Origin of the sequence: Agrobacterium sp. MS2, from assembly GCF_003261015.1 — a bacterium.
Classification (GTDB): domain Bacteria; phylum Pseudomonadota; class Alphaproteobacteria; order Rhizobiales; family Rhizobiaceae; genus Agrobacterium; species Agrobacterium pusense.
Genome location: NZ_QLNF01000008.1, coordinates 1 through 15,551, shown reverse-complemented (window position 1 = coordinate 15,551; position 15,551 = coordinate 1). Strand labels below are relative to the sequence as shown.

Sequence of the window (15,551 nt, the reverse complement as noted above, 5' to 3'; positions counted from 1 at the left end):
TCACAGCTCACGCACCCTCTGCCGTCTGACGATCCAGATGAAAAAGGGCGCGCCGACCAACGCCGTGACGATACCGACATCGAGTTCGGAGGGCCGCGCGACGATGCGGCCGACAATATCGGCGGCCAGCAGCAGACAGGCGCCTCCAAGTGCAGAAAACGGAAGGAGCCAGCGATTGCCCACCCCGACCAGCGAGCGGCAGAGGTGAGGCACCACCAGACCGACAAAACCGATCGGGCCGCAAATGGCGGTGGCAGCGCCGCACAGAAGAATGGCGCCGAAGGATGCCATGGCTCTGGCGACGGCAACGTTTTCTCCAAGGCCGGCGGCCAGCTCGTCGCCAAGCGCCAGTGAATTCAACTTCCGCGCCGAAAGCAGGCTTATGACGAAACCGGCAGCCAGAAAGGGCAATACGGTCTCGATACGTTCGAAGGTCGCCCCGCCGACACCACCGATCTGCCAGGCGCGGACGCCGCCGGCGATATCGCTGCGCGGCAACACCACGGCGATGACGAGCGAGGAAAAGGCGACGGAGGTGGCGGCACCCGCAAGTGCGAGTTTCAGCGGGGTCGCCCCGCCTCGGCCGAGCGAACCGACAACATAAACGAAAACCGCCGATACCCCCGCCCCTGCAATTGCGACCATGATGAAGGCATGAGCCGAGGCGATGCCGAACCAGACGATGCCGATGACGACGGCGAGCGACGCCCCCATGTTCACACCGAGAATACCGGGATCGGCAAGCGGATTGCGCGTGACACCCTGCATGATGGCACCGGCCAGCCCGAGTGCCGCCCCGGAAAGCAGGGCAAGCAGCGTGCGCGGCAAACGCACGGCAACCGCTGCCTCGGCAACCGTCTCGACGCGGCCGCTGAGCCCACCAACAATATCCGTGAATGAGACGTCACGCGTGCCGATGGCGACGGACAGCGCACAAAGCAGCGAGAGAAGCGCCAGCACCGCGCCAAGCCATGCCGATCGCACGCGGTTGGAGCGGCCGGCTAGCAGCACGGCCGTCGCTTTGCCGGATCCAGACATCGTCACTGCGATTTCCCGGAGGATTTATCAGCAGCCTTTGCCAGAAGATCGGCATAGTCCTTCAACACCCACGAAATCGACAGAGGTGTGGGATTGGAGGCGGTGCCGAGCGGATCGCGCCCCAGCATGACGACAGCATCGTTTGAGACGGCGGGCATCCGAGCGAGAAGCGGATCGGCGCGCATGGCATTCAGTAGCGGCTCGCTACCATAGGTCACGATGATATCGACATCGTCGAAGGCATCGACGCGCTCGGCGCTGATACCGGCAGCGAATTGCCCAGGCCTCGTTGCCTCCGCGACGCTTTTGGGGGACGCAAGGCCAAGATCTTTGAAGAACTTCACTCTGGTGTCATTGGCCGTATAGAAATTGACGACGCTGAGATTTGTGGCGTCGAGATGGGTGACAAACATGGCCGACTTGCCCTTCAGTTGCGGGTGGCCGGCAACGACCTCGGCTATTTCACCCTCGATGCGCTTGATGAGCGCCTCCCCTTCTGCGGCCATTCCAAGACCGGCGCTATTCAGCCGGATCATGTCACGCCAGTCCGTCGCCCACGGCGAGACAGGATAAGCGACCACCGGCGCGATCTGGCTGAGCGTGTCGTAGTCGGACTGGCTGAGGCCGGAATAGGCCGCGAGGATGACATCCGGCTGCGTTGCCGCCACAGCCTCGAAATCGATGCCGTCACCCTCATCGAACAGCACAGGCTTTGGCGCGTCGAGCTCGGATAGCCGCTTCGCCACCCAAGGCAGCAGCCCGTCGCCGTCATCATCGCCGAAGTTGGCGGCGGCAAAACCGACGGGCACGATGCCGAGCGCCAGCGGCACCTCATGGTTGGCCCAGGCGACAGTGGCGACCCGCTCGGGCTTCCTCGCAATCGTCGTCGTGCCGAACGCGTGTTTGATGATGACGGGATAGGGTGCCGTCTCCTCCGCCACAGCGATATTCTGTGCGATTACGGACAGAAAAAACACGAAGACCGGTAGAAGACCACAAAACAGGCGGGGCTTGAGCGAGGCTTTCAAAGTTCAAAAGTGGACTTGAATTCTCAGCTTCAATTGCCCCCGTCAAGTCCGGCGAGGAAATGCGTCCGCAACAGCGGTGAAATTTCCGGGGTTTTGTACAAAACCGCAAAAATCTACAATACCGGACAAACTTTCTCAAGTTATTGGGCGCATTGAGAGTGGTCCGTGAAAACGGCGATCGGGGCATTAATTTCTGGAACCTACCAATGAATATCGACATCCAAGGCAGAAACCGCAAAACCGCGCGACGTCTCCACGGGAAAGCGGCCCTGCTGGCCTGCACGGCGCTTGCCGCATCCATGCCCGGCCTTCTCGTGGCGCAGGAGGCTGCCAACACGGGCGGCAGCACGGTTCTTGAGACCATCACCATCGACAGCGGCGACAATGATCAGAAATCGATCGTCGCCACCCGCACGACGAGCGGCAGCAAGATGGCGACCGATATTCTCGACACACCTGCCTCTGTCTCTGTCATCACCGCCAAGGAAATGCAGCAGCGCGGCGTGCAGACGGTGGAAGAAGCACTGCAATATACCGCCGGCGTCACCACGGATTTTTACGGCTCCGACGACCGTTTCGACTATTTCAAGATTCGCGGTTTCGATGCTTACATGTACCGCGACGGCTTGACGCTCGGCCGCCCCTTCGGCGCGCTGCGCGAAGAAACCTATGCCTATGAGCGCGTCGAAGTGATAAAGGGCGGCAATTCTACCACCTTCGGCGTTTCGGACCCCGGCGGTTCGGTAAATTACTCCACAAAAGTGCCGAAACATGCGCGCTTCGGCGAAGCCTATGTGACCGGCGGTTCTTATGGCCGCGCCGAGACCGGCTTCGATTTCGGCGACAACATCACCGGGGACGACACTCTGTCCTATCGTCTGACCGGCAAGCTTCGCAACGCCGATGCGGAATATGACTATTCCCGCGACGACGAGAAATTCTTCATGGGCGGTCTTACCTGGGGTCCGACCGACGCCACCAGCCTGACTGTCGTTTACGACCACCTTAACAAGGATGGCGTTCCCGGTGGCGGCGGCCATCCCGTCGGCTCGCATTTCGACCGGAGCCGCTTCTTCGGAGAACCCGACTACAACTATCGTGGCACGAACCGCAACTCGCTGAGCGTGATGTTCGATCACGATTTCGGATCCGGCCTGACGCTGAGTTCCAACGCCCGCTACAGCAAGGCGAATACGGACTTCGGTTATGCCTATATATCGTCGACGCCGACCAACGGTTCGACCATCGCCAATCGTTCTTACTTCGGCAACGACACCGAGACCGAAAACTTCCTGATCGACACGCGCCTGCAATATGACACGCGGTTCGACAACGTCGAAAGCCGCAGCCTGGTCGGTGTTTTCTATAATGACTACACCTCCGGCAGCAAAAGCTACTTTGGCGCTGCACCGAGCATCAACTGGATGAACCCGATCTATACCGGCGCGCCCTCTTCCGTGCCGCTCTATGCGGACTCCCTGACGGACCAGAAGACAAGAGCGCTCTATCTGCAGCAGGACCTGACCTTCTTCGACAGGCTCACCATCAGCGCCGGCCTTAGAAACGACTGGATCGACACCGACCAGACAAACCGGCTGAACCGCACGACGGCGAGCGGCGACATCAGCGAACTTACGAAGCGCATTGGTGTGTCCTACAAGATTACCAACGAGATCGCGCCCTATATCAGCTATGCTGAATCGGTTGTGCCGGCGTCCGGTCTCACCGTCGAGCCGGAGCGCGGCGAACAGATCGAACTCGGCGTAAAGTACCGTCCGGACGCTTTCCCGGCTCTCTTCACCGCCTCGATCTACGATCTGAAAAAGAACAACATCACCGTCACAAGCCCGATCACCAGCCTGCCCACAACGATCGGCGAGGTGCGTGTGCGTGGTCTTGACCTCGAGGCCAAGGCTGAGGTCACAGACAGTCTCAGCCTGACGGCAGCCTATTCCTATCTCGATGCGGAAATCACCGAAAACGGCACTGGCGGCAATGTCGGCAACAGGCCGCAGTTTGTGCCCAAACATCAGGCCTCACTATGGGTCAACTATACGCTTGCGGGCAACGACCATCTCGGTGACATGACGTTCGGTCTCGGCGGCCGCTATACCGGCGCCTATTATTTCGACAACGCCAACAAGGTCGAAACCGGAAGCAGTGTGACCGTGGATGCGGCATTCAGCTACAAGATCCAGGAAACCGCCTCGCTGGATGTCAATGTCTCCAACCTTTTCAACGAAAAACACGTTTCTTATGGCGGGTTCGGAGCAGACTTCTACAATCCGGGCAGGGCGTTTTCGGTTACCCTGCGCAAGACATGGTGATGTAAGATATCTACAACATTTCGATATATTGTGGATATTTCCTGATGCACGATGTCAAGCTCTGGCTTGCCCCGCGATTTAAACAGGCGGTCGCCCACCACGGCCTACGCATCAGGACGCAAATCCCGCCTTTTCAAAGCAGCCTGTGCAGACGTCGCCAGGCAGCAGGCGTGTTACCCACGGACTGACGGAAAGCCTTGGTGAGATGAGCCTGATCGGAAAAACCGAGCTGGGCAGCAATATCGGCCACCGTCAGATCGCCTTCCAGCAGAAATTTTTGTGCGGCATCGATACGCCGCTCAAGTTGCCATTGCAGAGGTGTTTTGCCGGTTGTCTGGCGAAACACCGTGGCGAACCAGCTTTCCGACAGCCCGACAATATCGGCCATCTCGGCGACCGTCATGCGGTCATCACCGCGCTTTTCCACGCGGGCGAGTAACCGGTTCATCTGCGCCTGCGTCAGCCTGCCATTGGCCTGCTCGGGCGTTGGTCCGGGAATATCCAGCAAGCCGGCAACAATACCGCCGACGAGGCTTTCGGCATAAAGCGGATGTTTCTGCGGCTCGGCCAGTTCATCCACCAGCAGGCCCGCCAGGGTTTCCACGCCGCCGATATCCTGTATCTCGACCGGACGGCGTAACGCGGTCATGGCCGCCGAACCGCCGACCGCCGGGGACAGGAAGCGGAGAAGCCGGTCCTTGTGGATATGCAGGTTGAGATGGGAAAAACGATGCGTGGCGTTGCTGCCCGTCCACATGGGCACGCCTGCCGGCACGTAAACCGCCCGCGTGATCGGCCGCGAATGTTGCGAAAGCTCGCCGTCGCGATTTGATATGCGGATCCGTGACGAGACGTCGTTGAAGAAAATCATGATTCGCGGATCGGCGGCGAGATAATACCCTTTCGCCCCCACTTGGCTCTCCGCCTCCCAGAAAGCGCTGACCAGCCCGTCGAACTGGCGCCACTTGACCGGCGCGGTGACGCTGATCCCTTCCGTGTGCCAGGTCATGGAATGCCAGAAACCCAATGCAATTACCGTTCGGTTGTCGAGCCGAGGCCGAGGCGTGGAAACAAACGTGGCACAGTGCAATCGTGGCGATCACCCTGCACGCCGCCATAACATGACTTATCTATTCATGTTAATAGCAAAGATCATTATGAATAGAAACATTCTCCCCCGCGAAAAGGCTGGAACCTCTGCCCGGGACGACCGTTGAATTCCTGACAGGAACCAAACGAGGGAGATTATTCATGGACCGCAACAAGGAACCCTGCGACTTCGCAGAGAAGAAGCGCGAGGAACAGGGCCGCGGCGTCATCGTCGCCGGGCCGGATGCCCACGAGAATGAAAAGAGCGGCAGAACCCCGTCGCAAGGGGCGGAGAAATCATCCCCGGAGCGTCCGGTACCGTCTTCCGACCGTCGGTGAGCCGCCGCCGCGTCCAGCACATTTGCGCAACGTGTGCGAGAGCGCCAAGCCGATCTACGAGAAGCCGAAAACAAAAGCGCCTCCCCGATCGCTCAGGGAGGCGCTTTTTAATGGCAAACAGGCTCGTTACAGAAGATCGAAACGGTCGGCGTTCATCACCTTCGTCCAGGCGGCGATGAAGTCGCGGACGAATTTTTCCCTGTTGTCGTCCTGTGCGTAGACTTCCGCATAGGCACGCAGGATCGAGTTCGAGCCGATCACGAGATCGACACGGGTGGCGGTGTATCTTGCCACGCCAGTCCTGCGGTCACGGATCTCATAGAGATTGTTGCTGGTCGGGACCCAGGTATAGGCCATATCCGTCAGCGTCGTGAAGAAGTCGGTCGTCAGGGCGCCGGGCTTGTCAGTGAACACGCCATGTGCCGCACCGCCGTAATTGGCGCCAATGACGCGCAGGCCGCCGATAAGTACTGTCAGTTCCGGCGCAGTCAGGCCGAGAAGCTGGGCGCGGTCCAGCAGCAGTTCTTCGGGGCTGACAACATAGTCCTTCTTGATCCAGTTGCGGAAACCATCCGCCAGCGGCTCGAGCGGAGCGAAGCTGTCAGCATCCGTCTGCTCGGCGGAAGCGTCGCCGCGGCCCGGTGCAAACGGCACGGCGATATCGAAGCCAGCCGCTTTCGCGGCCTGTTCCACGCCGTAATTGCCGGCCAGAACGATGACATCCGCGATGCTCGCACCGGTTTCACGGGCAATCGGCTCGAGAACCGAAAGCACATGGGAAAGACGGGCGGGCTCGTTGCCTTCCCAGTCCTTCTGCGGAGCAAGGCGGATACGTGCACCATTGGCGCCGCCGCGCTTGTCCGAACCGCGGAAGGTGCGGGCGCTGTCCCAGGCGGTGGCAACCAGATCTGCGACCGGAAGGCCCGAAGCGGCGATCTTGGCCTGTACGGCAGCCACATTGTAGCTCGTCGAGCCTTCAGGCACCGGGTCCTGCCAGATCAGGTCTTCTGCGGGAACGTCCGGCCCGAAATACCGGGATTTCGGCCCCATGTCACGGTGCGTCAGCTTGAACCAGGCGCGGGCGAAGACCTCCGAGAAATGATCCTGATCATCCTTGAACTTCAGCGAAATATCACGGTAGATCGGATCGACCTTCAGTGCCATGTCCGCATCCGTCATCATCGGGATGGTGCGGATCGAGGCATCCTCGACGTCAACAGGCTTGTCTTCTTCGGCAATGGTGATCGGCGCCCATTGCGATGCACCGGCGGGGCTATGCGTCAACGTCCACTCATGCTTGAACAGCATGTCGAAGAAGCCGTTGTCCCACTTGGTCGGATGGCTCGTCCACGCGCCTTCGATACCCGAGACGACGGTATCACGACCGATGCCGCGGCCCGTGGTGTTGATCCAGCCAAGGCCCTGATATTCCGGGCCTGCGGCTTCCGGATCGGGGCTGAGATTGGCCGCGCTGCCGTTGCCGTGCGACTTGCCGATCGTGTGGCCGCCGGCGGTGAGCGCCACGGTTTCCTCGTCGTTCATGCCCATGCGCGCGAAGGTCTCGCGCATCTGCGCCGCCGTCGCCAGCGGATCGGATTTGCCGTTCACGCCTTCCGGATTGACGTAAATGAGACCCATCTGCACGGCGGCAAGCGGGTTTTCCAGCGTTTCCGGCTTTGTCACGTCGCCGTAACGACCGTCGCTCGGCGCCAGCCATTCCTTTTCATCGCCCCAATAGGTGTCCTTTTCCGGAGCCCATATGTCTTCACGGCCGAAGGCGAAGCCGAAGGTCTTCAGGCCCGCAACGTCGTAGGCAATGGTGCCGGCGAGCGCGATCAAGTCTGCCCAGGAAATCTTGTTGCCGTATTTCTTCTTGATTGGCCACAGCAGGCGGCGGCCCTTGTCGGTGTTGACATTATCAGGCCAGGAATTCAGCGGTGCAAAACGCTGGTTGCCGGTGTTGGCGCCGCCGCGGCCGTCCGTTACGCGATAAGAGCCGGCGGCATGCCAGGTGACACGGGCCATCATACCCACATAGCTGCCCCAGTCGGCCGGCCACCAGTCCTGGCTATCGGTCATCAGGGCCCGAAGATCGGCCTTGAGGGCCTCGACATCAAGCGTCTTCAGCGCTTCGCGATAGTTGAAGGAGGTGCCAAGCGGATTGGTCTTGGTGTCGTGCTGATGAAGAATATCGAGGTTCAGCGCGTTCGGCCACCAGTCGGTCACCGATTTGCCGGAAGCCGTATTGCCTCCGTGCATGACGGGACATTTGCCAGCCGGTTTTGAAGTTGCGTCCATTTCGCCCTCCGATGGGTTTAGCAATTAAACAAAATAAGTTCGACACGGGCAGCGGTATGAATCAGCGTTCGCAACGGGTTACTGCCAACCGCGGCGACACTGACGGCCTTTCACAGCTACAGCCTCTTTCTGTCATGACGATGACTAACAGGCGGGTTCCATAATTTCCAATTGTATATTCTAAAGGCTGCGATATGCTGAGCTTATGATTGCGCTCTCCATGAAACATCTCCGCTATTTTGACGCTCTGGCGAAGATTGGCCATTTCGGGCGTGCTGCCGAGGCCTGCGCCATTTCGCAGCCCGCCCTTTCGCTTCAGATCCGTGAACTGGAAGAACTGATCGGTGCGCCGCTGGTCGAAAGAGGCAGCCGGCAGATCAGGTTGACCGCTCTTGGCGAGGAGTTTGCCGAGCGCACCCGCGCGATCCTTCAATCGGTCGATGAGCTGCAGGATCTGGCGCGGGCTCGGCACGGGCCGCTCAGCGGCCGCCTGCGCATCGGCGTCATTCCGACCGTTGCTCCCTATCTTCTGCCGCAGGTCATCAAGACGCTTACGAGACATTACCCCGGGCTGGAAGCACGTCCGCGAGAGGCGGTGACGCAAAAACTGATCGAGGACCTTCTGGAGGCCCGGCTGGACATGGCCATCGTCGCCCTCCCCGTCTCGGAACCGTCGCTGGAGGAAATCCCGCTATTTTCCGAGGAATTCATCCTGGTGCGGCCGATGGAGGATGCGGGCATGCCGGTGCCGAGCGCCGACAAGCTCGGCGAAATGCGCCTGCTGCTTCTGGAGGAAGGCCACTGTTTCCGCAATCAGGCGCTATCCTTCTGCAGCACTACGAATGCGCCACCCCGCGTGCTGATGGAGGGGAGTTCACTATCCACCCTGGTGCAAATGGTCGGCGCCGGCATCGGCGTCACACTCATTCCACAGATGGCCGTCGACATGGAGACCCGGCAGTCCACGGTCTCGGTCTTCCGTCTGGCGGAACCGCGACCGTCCCGCACCATCGGTATCGTGTGGCGGAAGAGTAACCCGCTTTCGGCGCAGTTCGCTCATATCTCGGAGATCATCCGAGACTGTGGCCTGCAAAAAATTCAGGGCGGTAACGTTTCCACCAGATAGAGGTCAGGCGCACAGGGTGCGCAAATCCGGGCCGAAGCCTCGAAAAAAGCCTTCTTGATGCGGCTGCGCTTGTCACTGCCATCCATTGTGGAAATGGGCACTTCGAACCCGAACATGCTCTCCGGCATTGCAAGCCGCTCGTTCCAGAAAGCGTCAATGTCCGAAAGCAGCATCTTCTGGCGCCGTCTTCGCCGATGGTTTATCGGATGCCGGGCCTGCGAGATCGCAAAGAAGCTATGCGCACCCTTTCCCAGATAGGCCTGCATAACCATCAACACCGCCTCTTTGGGGCGCAGACCACAAAGATCACGCGTTACGGCCACCATTTCCTGCTTCGCCGCGTGCGGCCCCTGCATTCCGCCAACCACGATCGTCCTGACATCGCCCCGATTTACGAACATGAACTTGGCTGTCCAAACTGTCGCCTCATCCCGGCATCGGATCAACCGGACGGCAAACGCGCCCTCGTGCCGGCCCCCAAAGCGGTCCGCAAGCGCCAGGCTACACCGGTAATCGTCGGAACGGCCGGAAATCACTGACATCTGGACGGCATCCCCAGCCCAGATCGCTGCCATCACACTGCGCGAAAAGCACTCCCTGGCGAGGTGAAAATTCGTGGTCAGAAGTGCGAGACGTTTCTGAGAGCCCAGATTGGCGATAAGGAATTTCGAGAAAGGTTTTTGCAGCAGGTCGTCGTGCGGAAGCGCTAATTGCTCCATTGCCGAAAACCGCATGAGAAAACGCCACCATCGCAGCGTCACGATGGGATTGCCCGCAAAACGCATCCACAAAAGAAAACCGCGCTTCCAGTGTGCCCGCCGGGTGAACCCCGCGAGCCTTGTCATAAGCGGTAAAAAAGACACTCCCGCCCCCTCAGAGGCTGGGAGACCTTCCGGGTAAGCCGGCAGCGGATCAAGCGCACCAGGGTCATGAGCACGGCGGAGGGCAGACGTTTCAGCGCGCCACATTTTGACACCTGCAGAGAGAATGAGAGCAAAGGGAAAAGAGGGAGGAGGACATCTCGATAATAGCAATCACCTGCGAATCCGGATTTTGCCGCGCCAATCCAATTAGGCCCGTCAAGCTGACATGACTGTGAAACCAAACCGGCGGCGCGTGATGAAAACGAAGACTTTCCAGACGGGGAGTTTTCACGTGGCGGGACGGCACCGGCGTCCTCCAGAAGGGACCCTCTGCGCCATCCCGGCCCATAGCGCCTTTGCCATCAGTCACGATCCGTCTCCACACCACAAACCAACTCAGTTCGGTCAGTCTGACGGGCGTTCTGCACCGGTAACGTTACGTCAACATTATGCCGCCGGGCATTCGGGCCGGGTAATGCTGCTGCAATTATGGATGCCTATCCCTTAGCCATCGGCCTGAGCGCAGGCGGCGTGACCCGGCGGTTACGGGTTGGTTTTATCTGGAGAAACAATGTTATGTGGATGAAGAGAACGATAAAGGCGGGGGGCGCGCTTGCTGGCTGCGTTCTCGTCGTCACCGCTCTCGGTCCGGTACGCGGAAGCGCGGATGCGAATGAGCGCGTCAAGGGTGTCGTGGCGGCGGCTACCATGAGCCCTGCCGGCATTCCTTTCGAACTCACAGAGCAGGAAACGGCAAAGATCGGTACACGCTCCATGGCGGAGCGCCTCAGCATCAGCGGCGAGCTTCAGCCAATCAGCCGCGTTGTGATCCGCGCCCGCGAAGCCGGAAAGATACCTGAGATGACGGTCCGGGAGGGGCAGCCGGTCAAGGCGGGCGACCTGCTTGCGCGTTTTGAAACCGACGAGTTGCAATCAACGCTGCTGCTCCGGCAAAGCGACCGGAATGCGGCCGAGGCTGAGCTGACACTGGCGATGCAGGCGCTGGCGAGAACCGAACAACTGGCTGCAAAAAACATTGCCTCGGCAGAGCAACTCGACAAGGCGAAAAGCGATGTCGCGGTGAAGACGGCAAGGGTTCAGAGCCTGTCGGCACAGGTGGATATTGCCCGTCTCGCCCTCCGCAACGCCGAAATCCGTGCACCATTTGACGGTACCGTTACCAGACGTGTGGCAGAGACGGGGTCGCGGATCAGCGCCGATGGCGAACTTCTGACGCTGGTGGACAGCAGCATGCTGGAAGCAAAAGTCCTCGTAGCCACCCGCGATGTTCCCCGCATCGCACTCGGCCAGACGGCCGACTTGGAGATCGACGGGCTAAGTGGGGACGTCGTCAGGAGCACCGTCGACCGCATCAATCCTCTTGCCGAAGAGGGGACGCGCTTCGTCGCGGTCTATCTGCGGCTTGCCAACCGTGACGGCAGGTTATGGGGCGGAATGTTCGCAAGCGGATCGATCCTTCTGCGGGAAAAAAACGACGCGCTGGTAGTTCCCGCCATCGCGCTTCGCAAGGATGAGACAGGTTATCATGTCCTCAAGGTGCTGAACGGCCGTCTCCGCCGCCAGGCCGTTGCGCTTGGAGCGCGCTGGAACGGTGGAAGCTCCGTCGAGATCGCCGCCGGCCTGAACGAAGGCGAGACGATCCTCACCGCGCCGTTGCCGGAGTTACAGCCTGATATGGCGGTGACGATAGACAGGGCGGGCTGACATGGTTCTGACCCGCATATCCGTTACTCATCCCGTTTTCACCACCATGATGATGGTGGCGCTGCTGGTCCTGGGCTTCTTTTCACTGCAGAGACTGGGGCTGGACCAGTATCCCAAGGTCGACGTGCCCGTTGTCGTGGTGGCCATTACCTATCCAGGCGCGACACCGGAGACGGTGGAGACCGACGTGACACGTCCGGTCGAGGAGGCCCTGAACACCGTCGGCGGTCTGGATGAAATCACCTCTACCTCCTATGAGGGGCGATCCGTCGTGGTCGCGAAATTCAAGCTGGAGGTTGAAGGCGCGACCGCCGCACAGGATGTGCGTGACAGGGTGGCGGCCATTGAGGCAAATCTGCCGGAAGACACGAAAAAGCCGGTCATCTCTCGCTTCGACCCCGCTGCGGAACCGATCCTTTCGATCGCGATCAGCTCCACGGCACTCGATGTGCCGGCCCTCACCACACTTGCCGACCAGAAGGTGTTGCGGCAACTGACCAGCGTCTCAGGCGTCGGACAGGCGACACTCGTCGGCGGCCGAAAGCGGCAGATCGATGTTGCAATGGATGAGACACGCATGCGCGCGCTCGCGATTGGCGTCAACGAGGTGGCGAATGCGCTGCGCAGTGGCAACGGTAACAGCCCGGCAGGCAGCATCGTGGAGCCAACCTCCGAACGTACGATTCAGGTTCAGGGCCGCATCGACACCCCACAGGCACTGCTGGATATGGTCGTGGCGCGGCGCGGCGGAGCGCCGATCCTGCTTCGCGACGTGGCAACAGTTTTCGAAGGGGCGGCCGACGCGGAAAGCCGCGCCCTTTACAACGGCCAGACGGCACTGGCGATCGATATCGTCAAGATACAGGATGCCAACACCGTTCAGGTCGTAAGGGACGTGAAGAGCCGCCTTGACGATCTCAATAGAGAACTCGCCCCGCAGAACGTGCAACTGCGCATCGTCACGGATTCGTCTATCCCGATCCGGGAATCCGTCACTCAGGTGCAGACAACCCTGATCGAGGGCGCGGCACTTGCAATCGCCATCGTTTTTCTCTTCCTCAATTCATGGCGCAGCACGGTCATTACCGGATTGACCCTGCCCGTCGCCATCATTGGCACGCTTTCAGTAATCGATTCCCTCGGCTTCACGCTCAATACGCTCAGCCTGCTGGCGCTGACGTTGTCCATCGGCATTCTGGTGGATGACGCGCTCGTGGTACGCGAAAACATCACCCGCCATCTTCACATGGGCAAATCCCATATCCGCGCAGCACTTGATGGAACGAACGAGATCGGGCTTGCGGTTATCGCCACCACCGCGACCATCGTGGCAGTCTTCCTGCCGGTCGCCTTCATGGGCGGAGTTGTGGGCCTGTTCTTCTACGAATTCGGCGTCACCGTTTCGGCCGCCGTGCTCATTTCCCTCTTCGTCGCCTTTACGCTCGATCCGATGCTGTCGAGCGTCTGGTACGATCCTGATTCACAGCCTGACGCGAAACGTGGGCGCATCGGTCGCCTGATTGCACGTTTTGATCATGGCTTCGGACGTTTCGCCGATAGGTACCGACGCGTGATCGGCTGGACCCTCCGACATCGGCTCGTTACATTGCTTGCCACCATCGCCATTTTCATCGGTAGCCTCTTCATGGTGCCGCTGCTCGGCGCGGAATTCGTGCCGACCGCCGACGGGGGCCGCTTCCAGATAACCGTTACCGCACCAGCCGGCTCTTCGCTGGATTACACCACGGCGAAGGTCCGGCAGGTCGAAAAGGCGCTCAGGCAGTTTCCAGAAGTCGAGACGCTTTATTCCACGATCAATACCGGCGGCGCCGCCGGGAAACATCGCGCCATCATTCAGGTGGCGCTCGTGCCGCTGGAGATGCGGAGCAGGACGCCGCTGGCGCTTGCCGACCCGATCCGCCAACGCCTGACGGCCATACCCGGCATTGAGTTCTCGATCCTGCAGGACGGCCTTGGCGGCGAGGAAAGCCCGGTGCAGCTCAGCGTTCTCGGCGACGACAGGGAGGTACTCGACAAAATCTCATCCGCCCTGATGGAAGACATGAAGAAAATCCAGGGCCTTGTGGATGTCACCTCCAGCGCCCGCAACGTGAGACCCAACCTTTCCGTACGCCTGAAATCCGCGGCCGCGAGCGATCTCGGTGTCAGCAGGTCCGAACTCGCTGCAGCACTCTCGCCGCTCATCGGCGGCGAAGACGTATCGAAATGGACGGACAGGAACGGCAACAGCTACGACATCGTCCTGCGCCTGCCTGCCGAGCGGCGTTCCGATGTCATGGCGATCAGCGACCTCATGATCGCAACCGGACGGACCACGTCAAACGGCGCCCCCGTCATGGTGCGTCTCGATCAGGTCTCCGAGATCAACGTCGTTCCGGCACCGGCGGAAATCCGCCGTATCGACAATCGCCGCGAGGTGCTGGTCACGGCCAATATTGCCGGCCGCGCGCTAGGCGATCTGACGGAAGCGTTGCAGAACCTCACAGCGCATCGCGATCTGCCGGATGGTTACCGCATACGCTTCGGCGGCGAGGCCCAAACAATGGAGGAAACCGTGGGCCATATGGTGACAGCGCTGACCATGGCGGTTATCTTCATCTACATCGTCCTTGCCTCGCAGTTCGGCAGCTTCATGCAACCACTCGCCATCATGGCGTCGCTGCCGCTCTCGCTTGTCGGCGCCCTCGCCGGCCTTATGGTGGCCGGCAGTACGATCAACATGTTCTCGCTGATAGGCTTCATCATGCTGATGGGCCTCGTGACCAAGAATGGCATATTGCTGGTCGATTTCGCCAATCGTGAACGGCGGCGCGGCCTTTCGCTGAACGACGCGCTGGAAAATGCGGGCGTGATCCGCTTCAGGCCGATCATCATGACGACGCTCGCGATGATCTTCGGCACGATCCCTCTCGGGCTCGCCATAGGTGGAGGCGGCGCGCAGCGCGCGCCGATGGCCCATGCGGTGGTGGGCGGCCTCATCAGTTCCACCTTTCTCACCCTGATCGTCGTGCCGACCATCCTGTCCTATATCAACAGCATCAGCACGCGTTTCGCCCGACTGCTGCCGAAACCGCCGGACGAGGCGGATGAGCACGACGTGTCGGATCGGCAGCCGCAGTTTCTTCAGCATGAGCTTCACCTGCCAGAAGATATCCGGCAGATTTGAGCCTGTCGTTTTACGCCCACATTAGTCGTCGGTTCAGCCAGGCGATGCGGCAGATCTTCATGCCCCTTCGCCCGTGCGGCCCTTCCGTTTGCCCTTTGGCCTGAAATCGACCAGCAGCGATTTCAGCTCGATATCCCTGACCCTTCTTGCCGCCTCGTCCGGGCGAACCCATTCCACCAAGCGCTCGCCGCGCTCCTTGAATTTGGTTTCCGCACCCGTCACTTCGATCTGAAACACGTCCACGACGCAGGGCACGACTTCGCCATTATCCAGCATCTTGAGATAGGTATAGCGGCCGACCGCTTCCTTTCTGACCCGGCCACGAACACCGGCCTCTTCCCAAGCCTCGATTGCCGCGGCCTCATGAGGCTTCTTGCGCTTCATCGGCCAGCCGCGCGGAATGATCCAGCGGCCGCTGGTGCGTGACGTGACAAGCAGGATTTCGACATTGTCATCGCCCCCGCCATATCGAAAACACAGCGCGGCATATTGCTGCCGGAAAGCGCCTGTGAAGAGCTTTTCCGGAACCGC

Annotated in this window: 11 protein-coding genes; 5 read left to right on the top strand and 6 right to left on the bottom strand. The window is 60.3% G+C overall.

Translation table 11 applies throughout. The features are described from left to right. Together DOU54_RS03075 and DOU54_RS03070 are read right to left on the bottom strand one after the other, a co-directional pair. Complete coding sequence (locus DOU54_RS03075) at window positions 1-1,038, bottom strand: FecCD family ABC transporter permease (RefSeq protein WP_502695898.1); 1,038 nt, start codon at window positions 1,036-1,038, stop codon at window positions 1-3. A 2-nt stretch (window positions 1,039-1,040) separates the two neighbouring features. Beyond that, window positions 1,041-2,015: an iron-siderophore ABC transporter substrate-binding protein gene (locus DOU54_RS03070; RefSeq protein WP_286079849.1), complete on the bottom strand. Its 975-nt coding sequence runs from the start codon at window positions 2,013-2,015 to the stop codon at window positions 1,041-1,043. Window positions 2,016-2,272: 257 nt separating this feature from the next. On the opposite strand from DOU54_RS03070, the gene DOU54_RS03065 reads away from it, so the two are divergent. Then, a complete protein-coding gene (locus DOU54_RS03065) occupies window positions 2,273-4,393 on the top strand; it encodes a TonB-dependent siderophore receptor (protein ID WP_113730580.1) in 2,121 nt (706 codons plus the stop codon). A 133-nt stretch (window positions 4,394-4,526) separates the two neighbouring features. On the opposite strand, the gene DOU54_RS03060 is transcribed toward DOU54_RS03065, so the two are convergent. Continuing rightward, window positions 4,527-5,420: a helix-turn-helix domain-containing protein gene (locus DOU54_RS03060; protein ID WP_210206188.1), complete on the bottom strand. Its 894-nt coding sequence runs from the start codon at window positions 5,418-5,420 to the stop codon at window positions 4,527-4,529. A gap of 224 nt (window positions 5,421-5,644) precedes the next feature. Between DOU54_RS03060 and DOU54_RS03055 the strand changes: the two genes are divergently transcribed. After that, window positions 5,645-5,821, top strand: coding sequence for a hypothetical protein (locus tag DOU54_RS03055; protein WP_113730578.1), 177 nt, complete (start codon window positions 5,645-5,647; stop codon window positions 5,819-5,821). Window positions 5,822-5,947: 126 nt separating this feature from the next. Here DOU54_RS03055 and katG read toward each other — a convergent pair whose 3' ends face one another. Then, a complete protein-coding gene (gene katG / locus DOU54_RS03050; RefSeq protein WP_113730576.1) occupies window positions 5,948-8,119 on the bottom strand; it encodes a catalase/peroxidase HPI in 2,172 nt (723 codons plus the stop codon). Window positions 8,120-8,324: 205 nt separating this feature from the next. Between katG and DOU54_RS03045 the strand changes: the two genes are divergently transcribed. Continuing rightward, complete coding sequence (locus DOU54_RS03045; protein ID WP_035208302.1) at window positions 8,325-9,245, top strand: hydrogen peroxide-inducible genes activator; 921 nt, start codon at window positions 8,325-8,327, stop codon at window positions 9,243-9,245. Here the strand turns inward: DOU54_RS03045 and DOU54_RS03040 are convergent. Then, window positions 9,218-10,108 carry a DUF535 family protein gene (locus DOU54_RS03040; RefSeq protein ID WP_286079848.1) on the bottom strand — a complete coding sequence of 297 codons (891 nt, stop codon included), beginning with the start codon at window positions 10,106-10,108 and terminating at the stop codon, window positions 9,218-9,220. The two genes, DOU54_RS03045 and DOU54_RS03040, sit on opposite strands and share 28 nt — an antisense overlap. Before the next feature lie 576 nt (window positions 10,109-10,684). On the opposite strand from DOU54_RS03040, the gene DOU54_RS03035 reads away from it, so the two are divergent. Both DOU54_RS03035 and DOU54_RS03030 read left to right on the top strand, forming a co-directional pair. After that, window positions 10,685-11,833 (top strand): efflux RND transporter periplasmic adaptor subunit, encoded by a 1,149-nt coding sequence (locus tag DOU54_RS03035; RefSeq protein ID WP_113730572.1) that lies wholly within the window; start codon window positions 10,685-10,687, stop codon window positions 11,831-11,833. A gap of 1 nt (window position 11,834) precedes the next feature. After that, entirely contained in the window at window positions 11,835-15,020 is a 3,186-nt protein-coding gene (locus tag DOU54_RS03030) for an efflux RND transporter permease subunit (protein ID WP_113730570.1), read from the top strand. A gap of 57 nt (window positions 15,021-15,077) precedes the next feature. On the opposite strand, the gene DOU54_RS03025 is transcribed toward DOU54_RS03030, so the two are convergent. Beyond that, the coding region (locus tag DOU54_RS03025) for an NUDIX hydrolase (RefSeq protein ID WP_113730568.1) at window positions 15,078-15,551 on the bottom strand (474 nt) is incomplete at its 5' end.

Coding starts and splice junctions, on each gene's coding strand:
- DOU54_RS03035 (WP_113730572.1), top strand. CDS start 10,685: ATGTGGATGAAGAGAACGATAAAGGCGGGGGGCGCGCTTGCTGGCTGC.
- DOU54_RS03075 (WP_502695898.1), bottom strand. CDS start 1,038: ATGTCTGGATCCGGCAAAGCGACGGCCGTGCTGCTAGCCGGCCGCTCC.
- DOU54_RS03055 (WP_113730578.1), top strand. CDS start 5,645: ATGGACCGCAACAAGGAACCCTGCGACTTCGCAGAGAAGAAGCGCGAG.
- katG (WP_113730576.1), bottom strand. CDS start 8,119: ATGGACGCAACTTCAAAACCGGCTGGCAAATGTCCCGTCATGCACGGA.
- DOU54_RS03045 (WP_035208302.1), top strand. CDS start 8,325: ATGATTGCGCTCTCCATGAAACATCTCCGCTATTTTGACGCTCTGGCG.
- DOU54_RS03065 (WP_113730580.1), top strand. CDS start 2,273: ATGAATATCGACATCCAAGGCAGAAACCGCAAAACCGCGCGACGTCTC.
- DOU54_RS03030 (WP_113730570.1), top strand. CDS start 11,835: ATGGTTCTGACCCGCATATCCGTTACTCATCCCGTTTTCACCACCATG.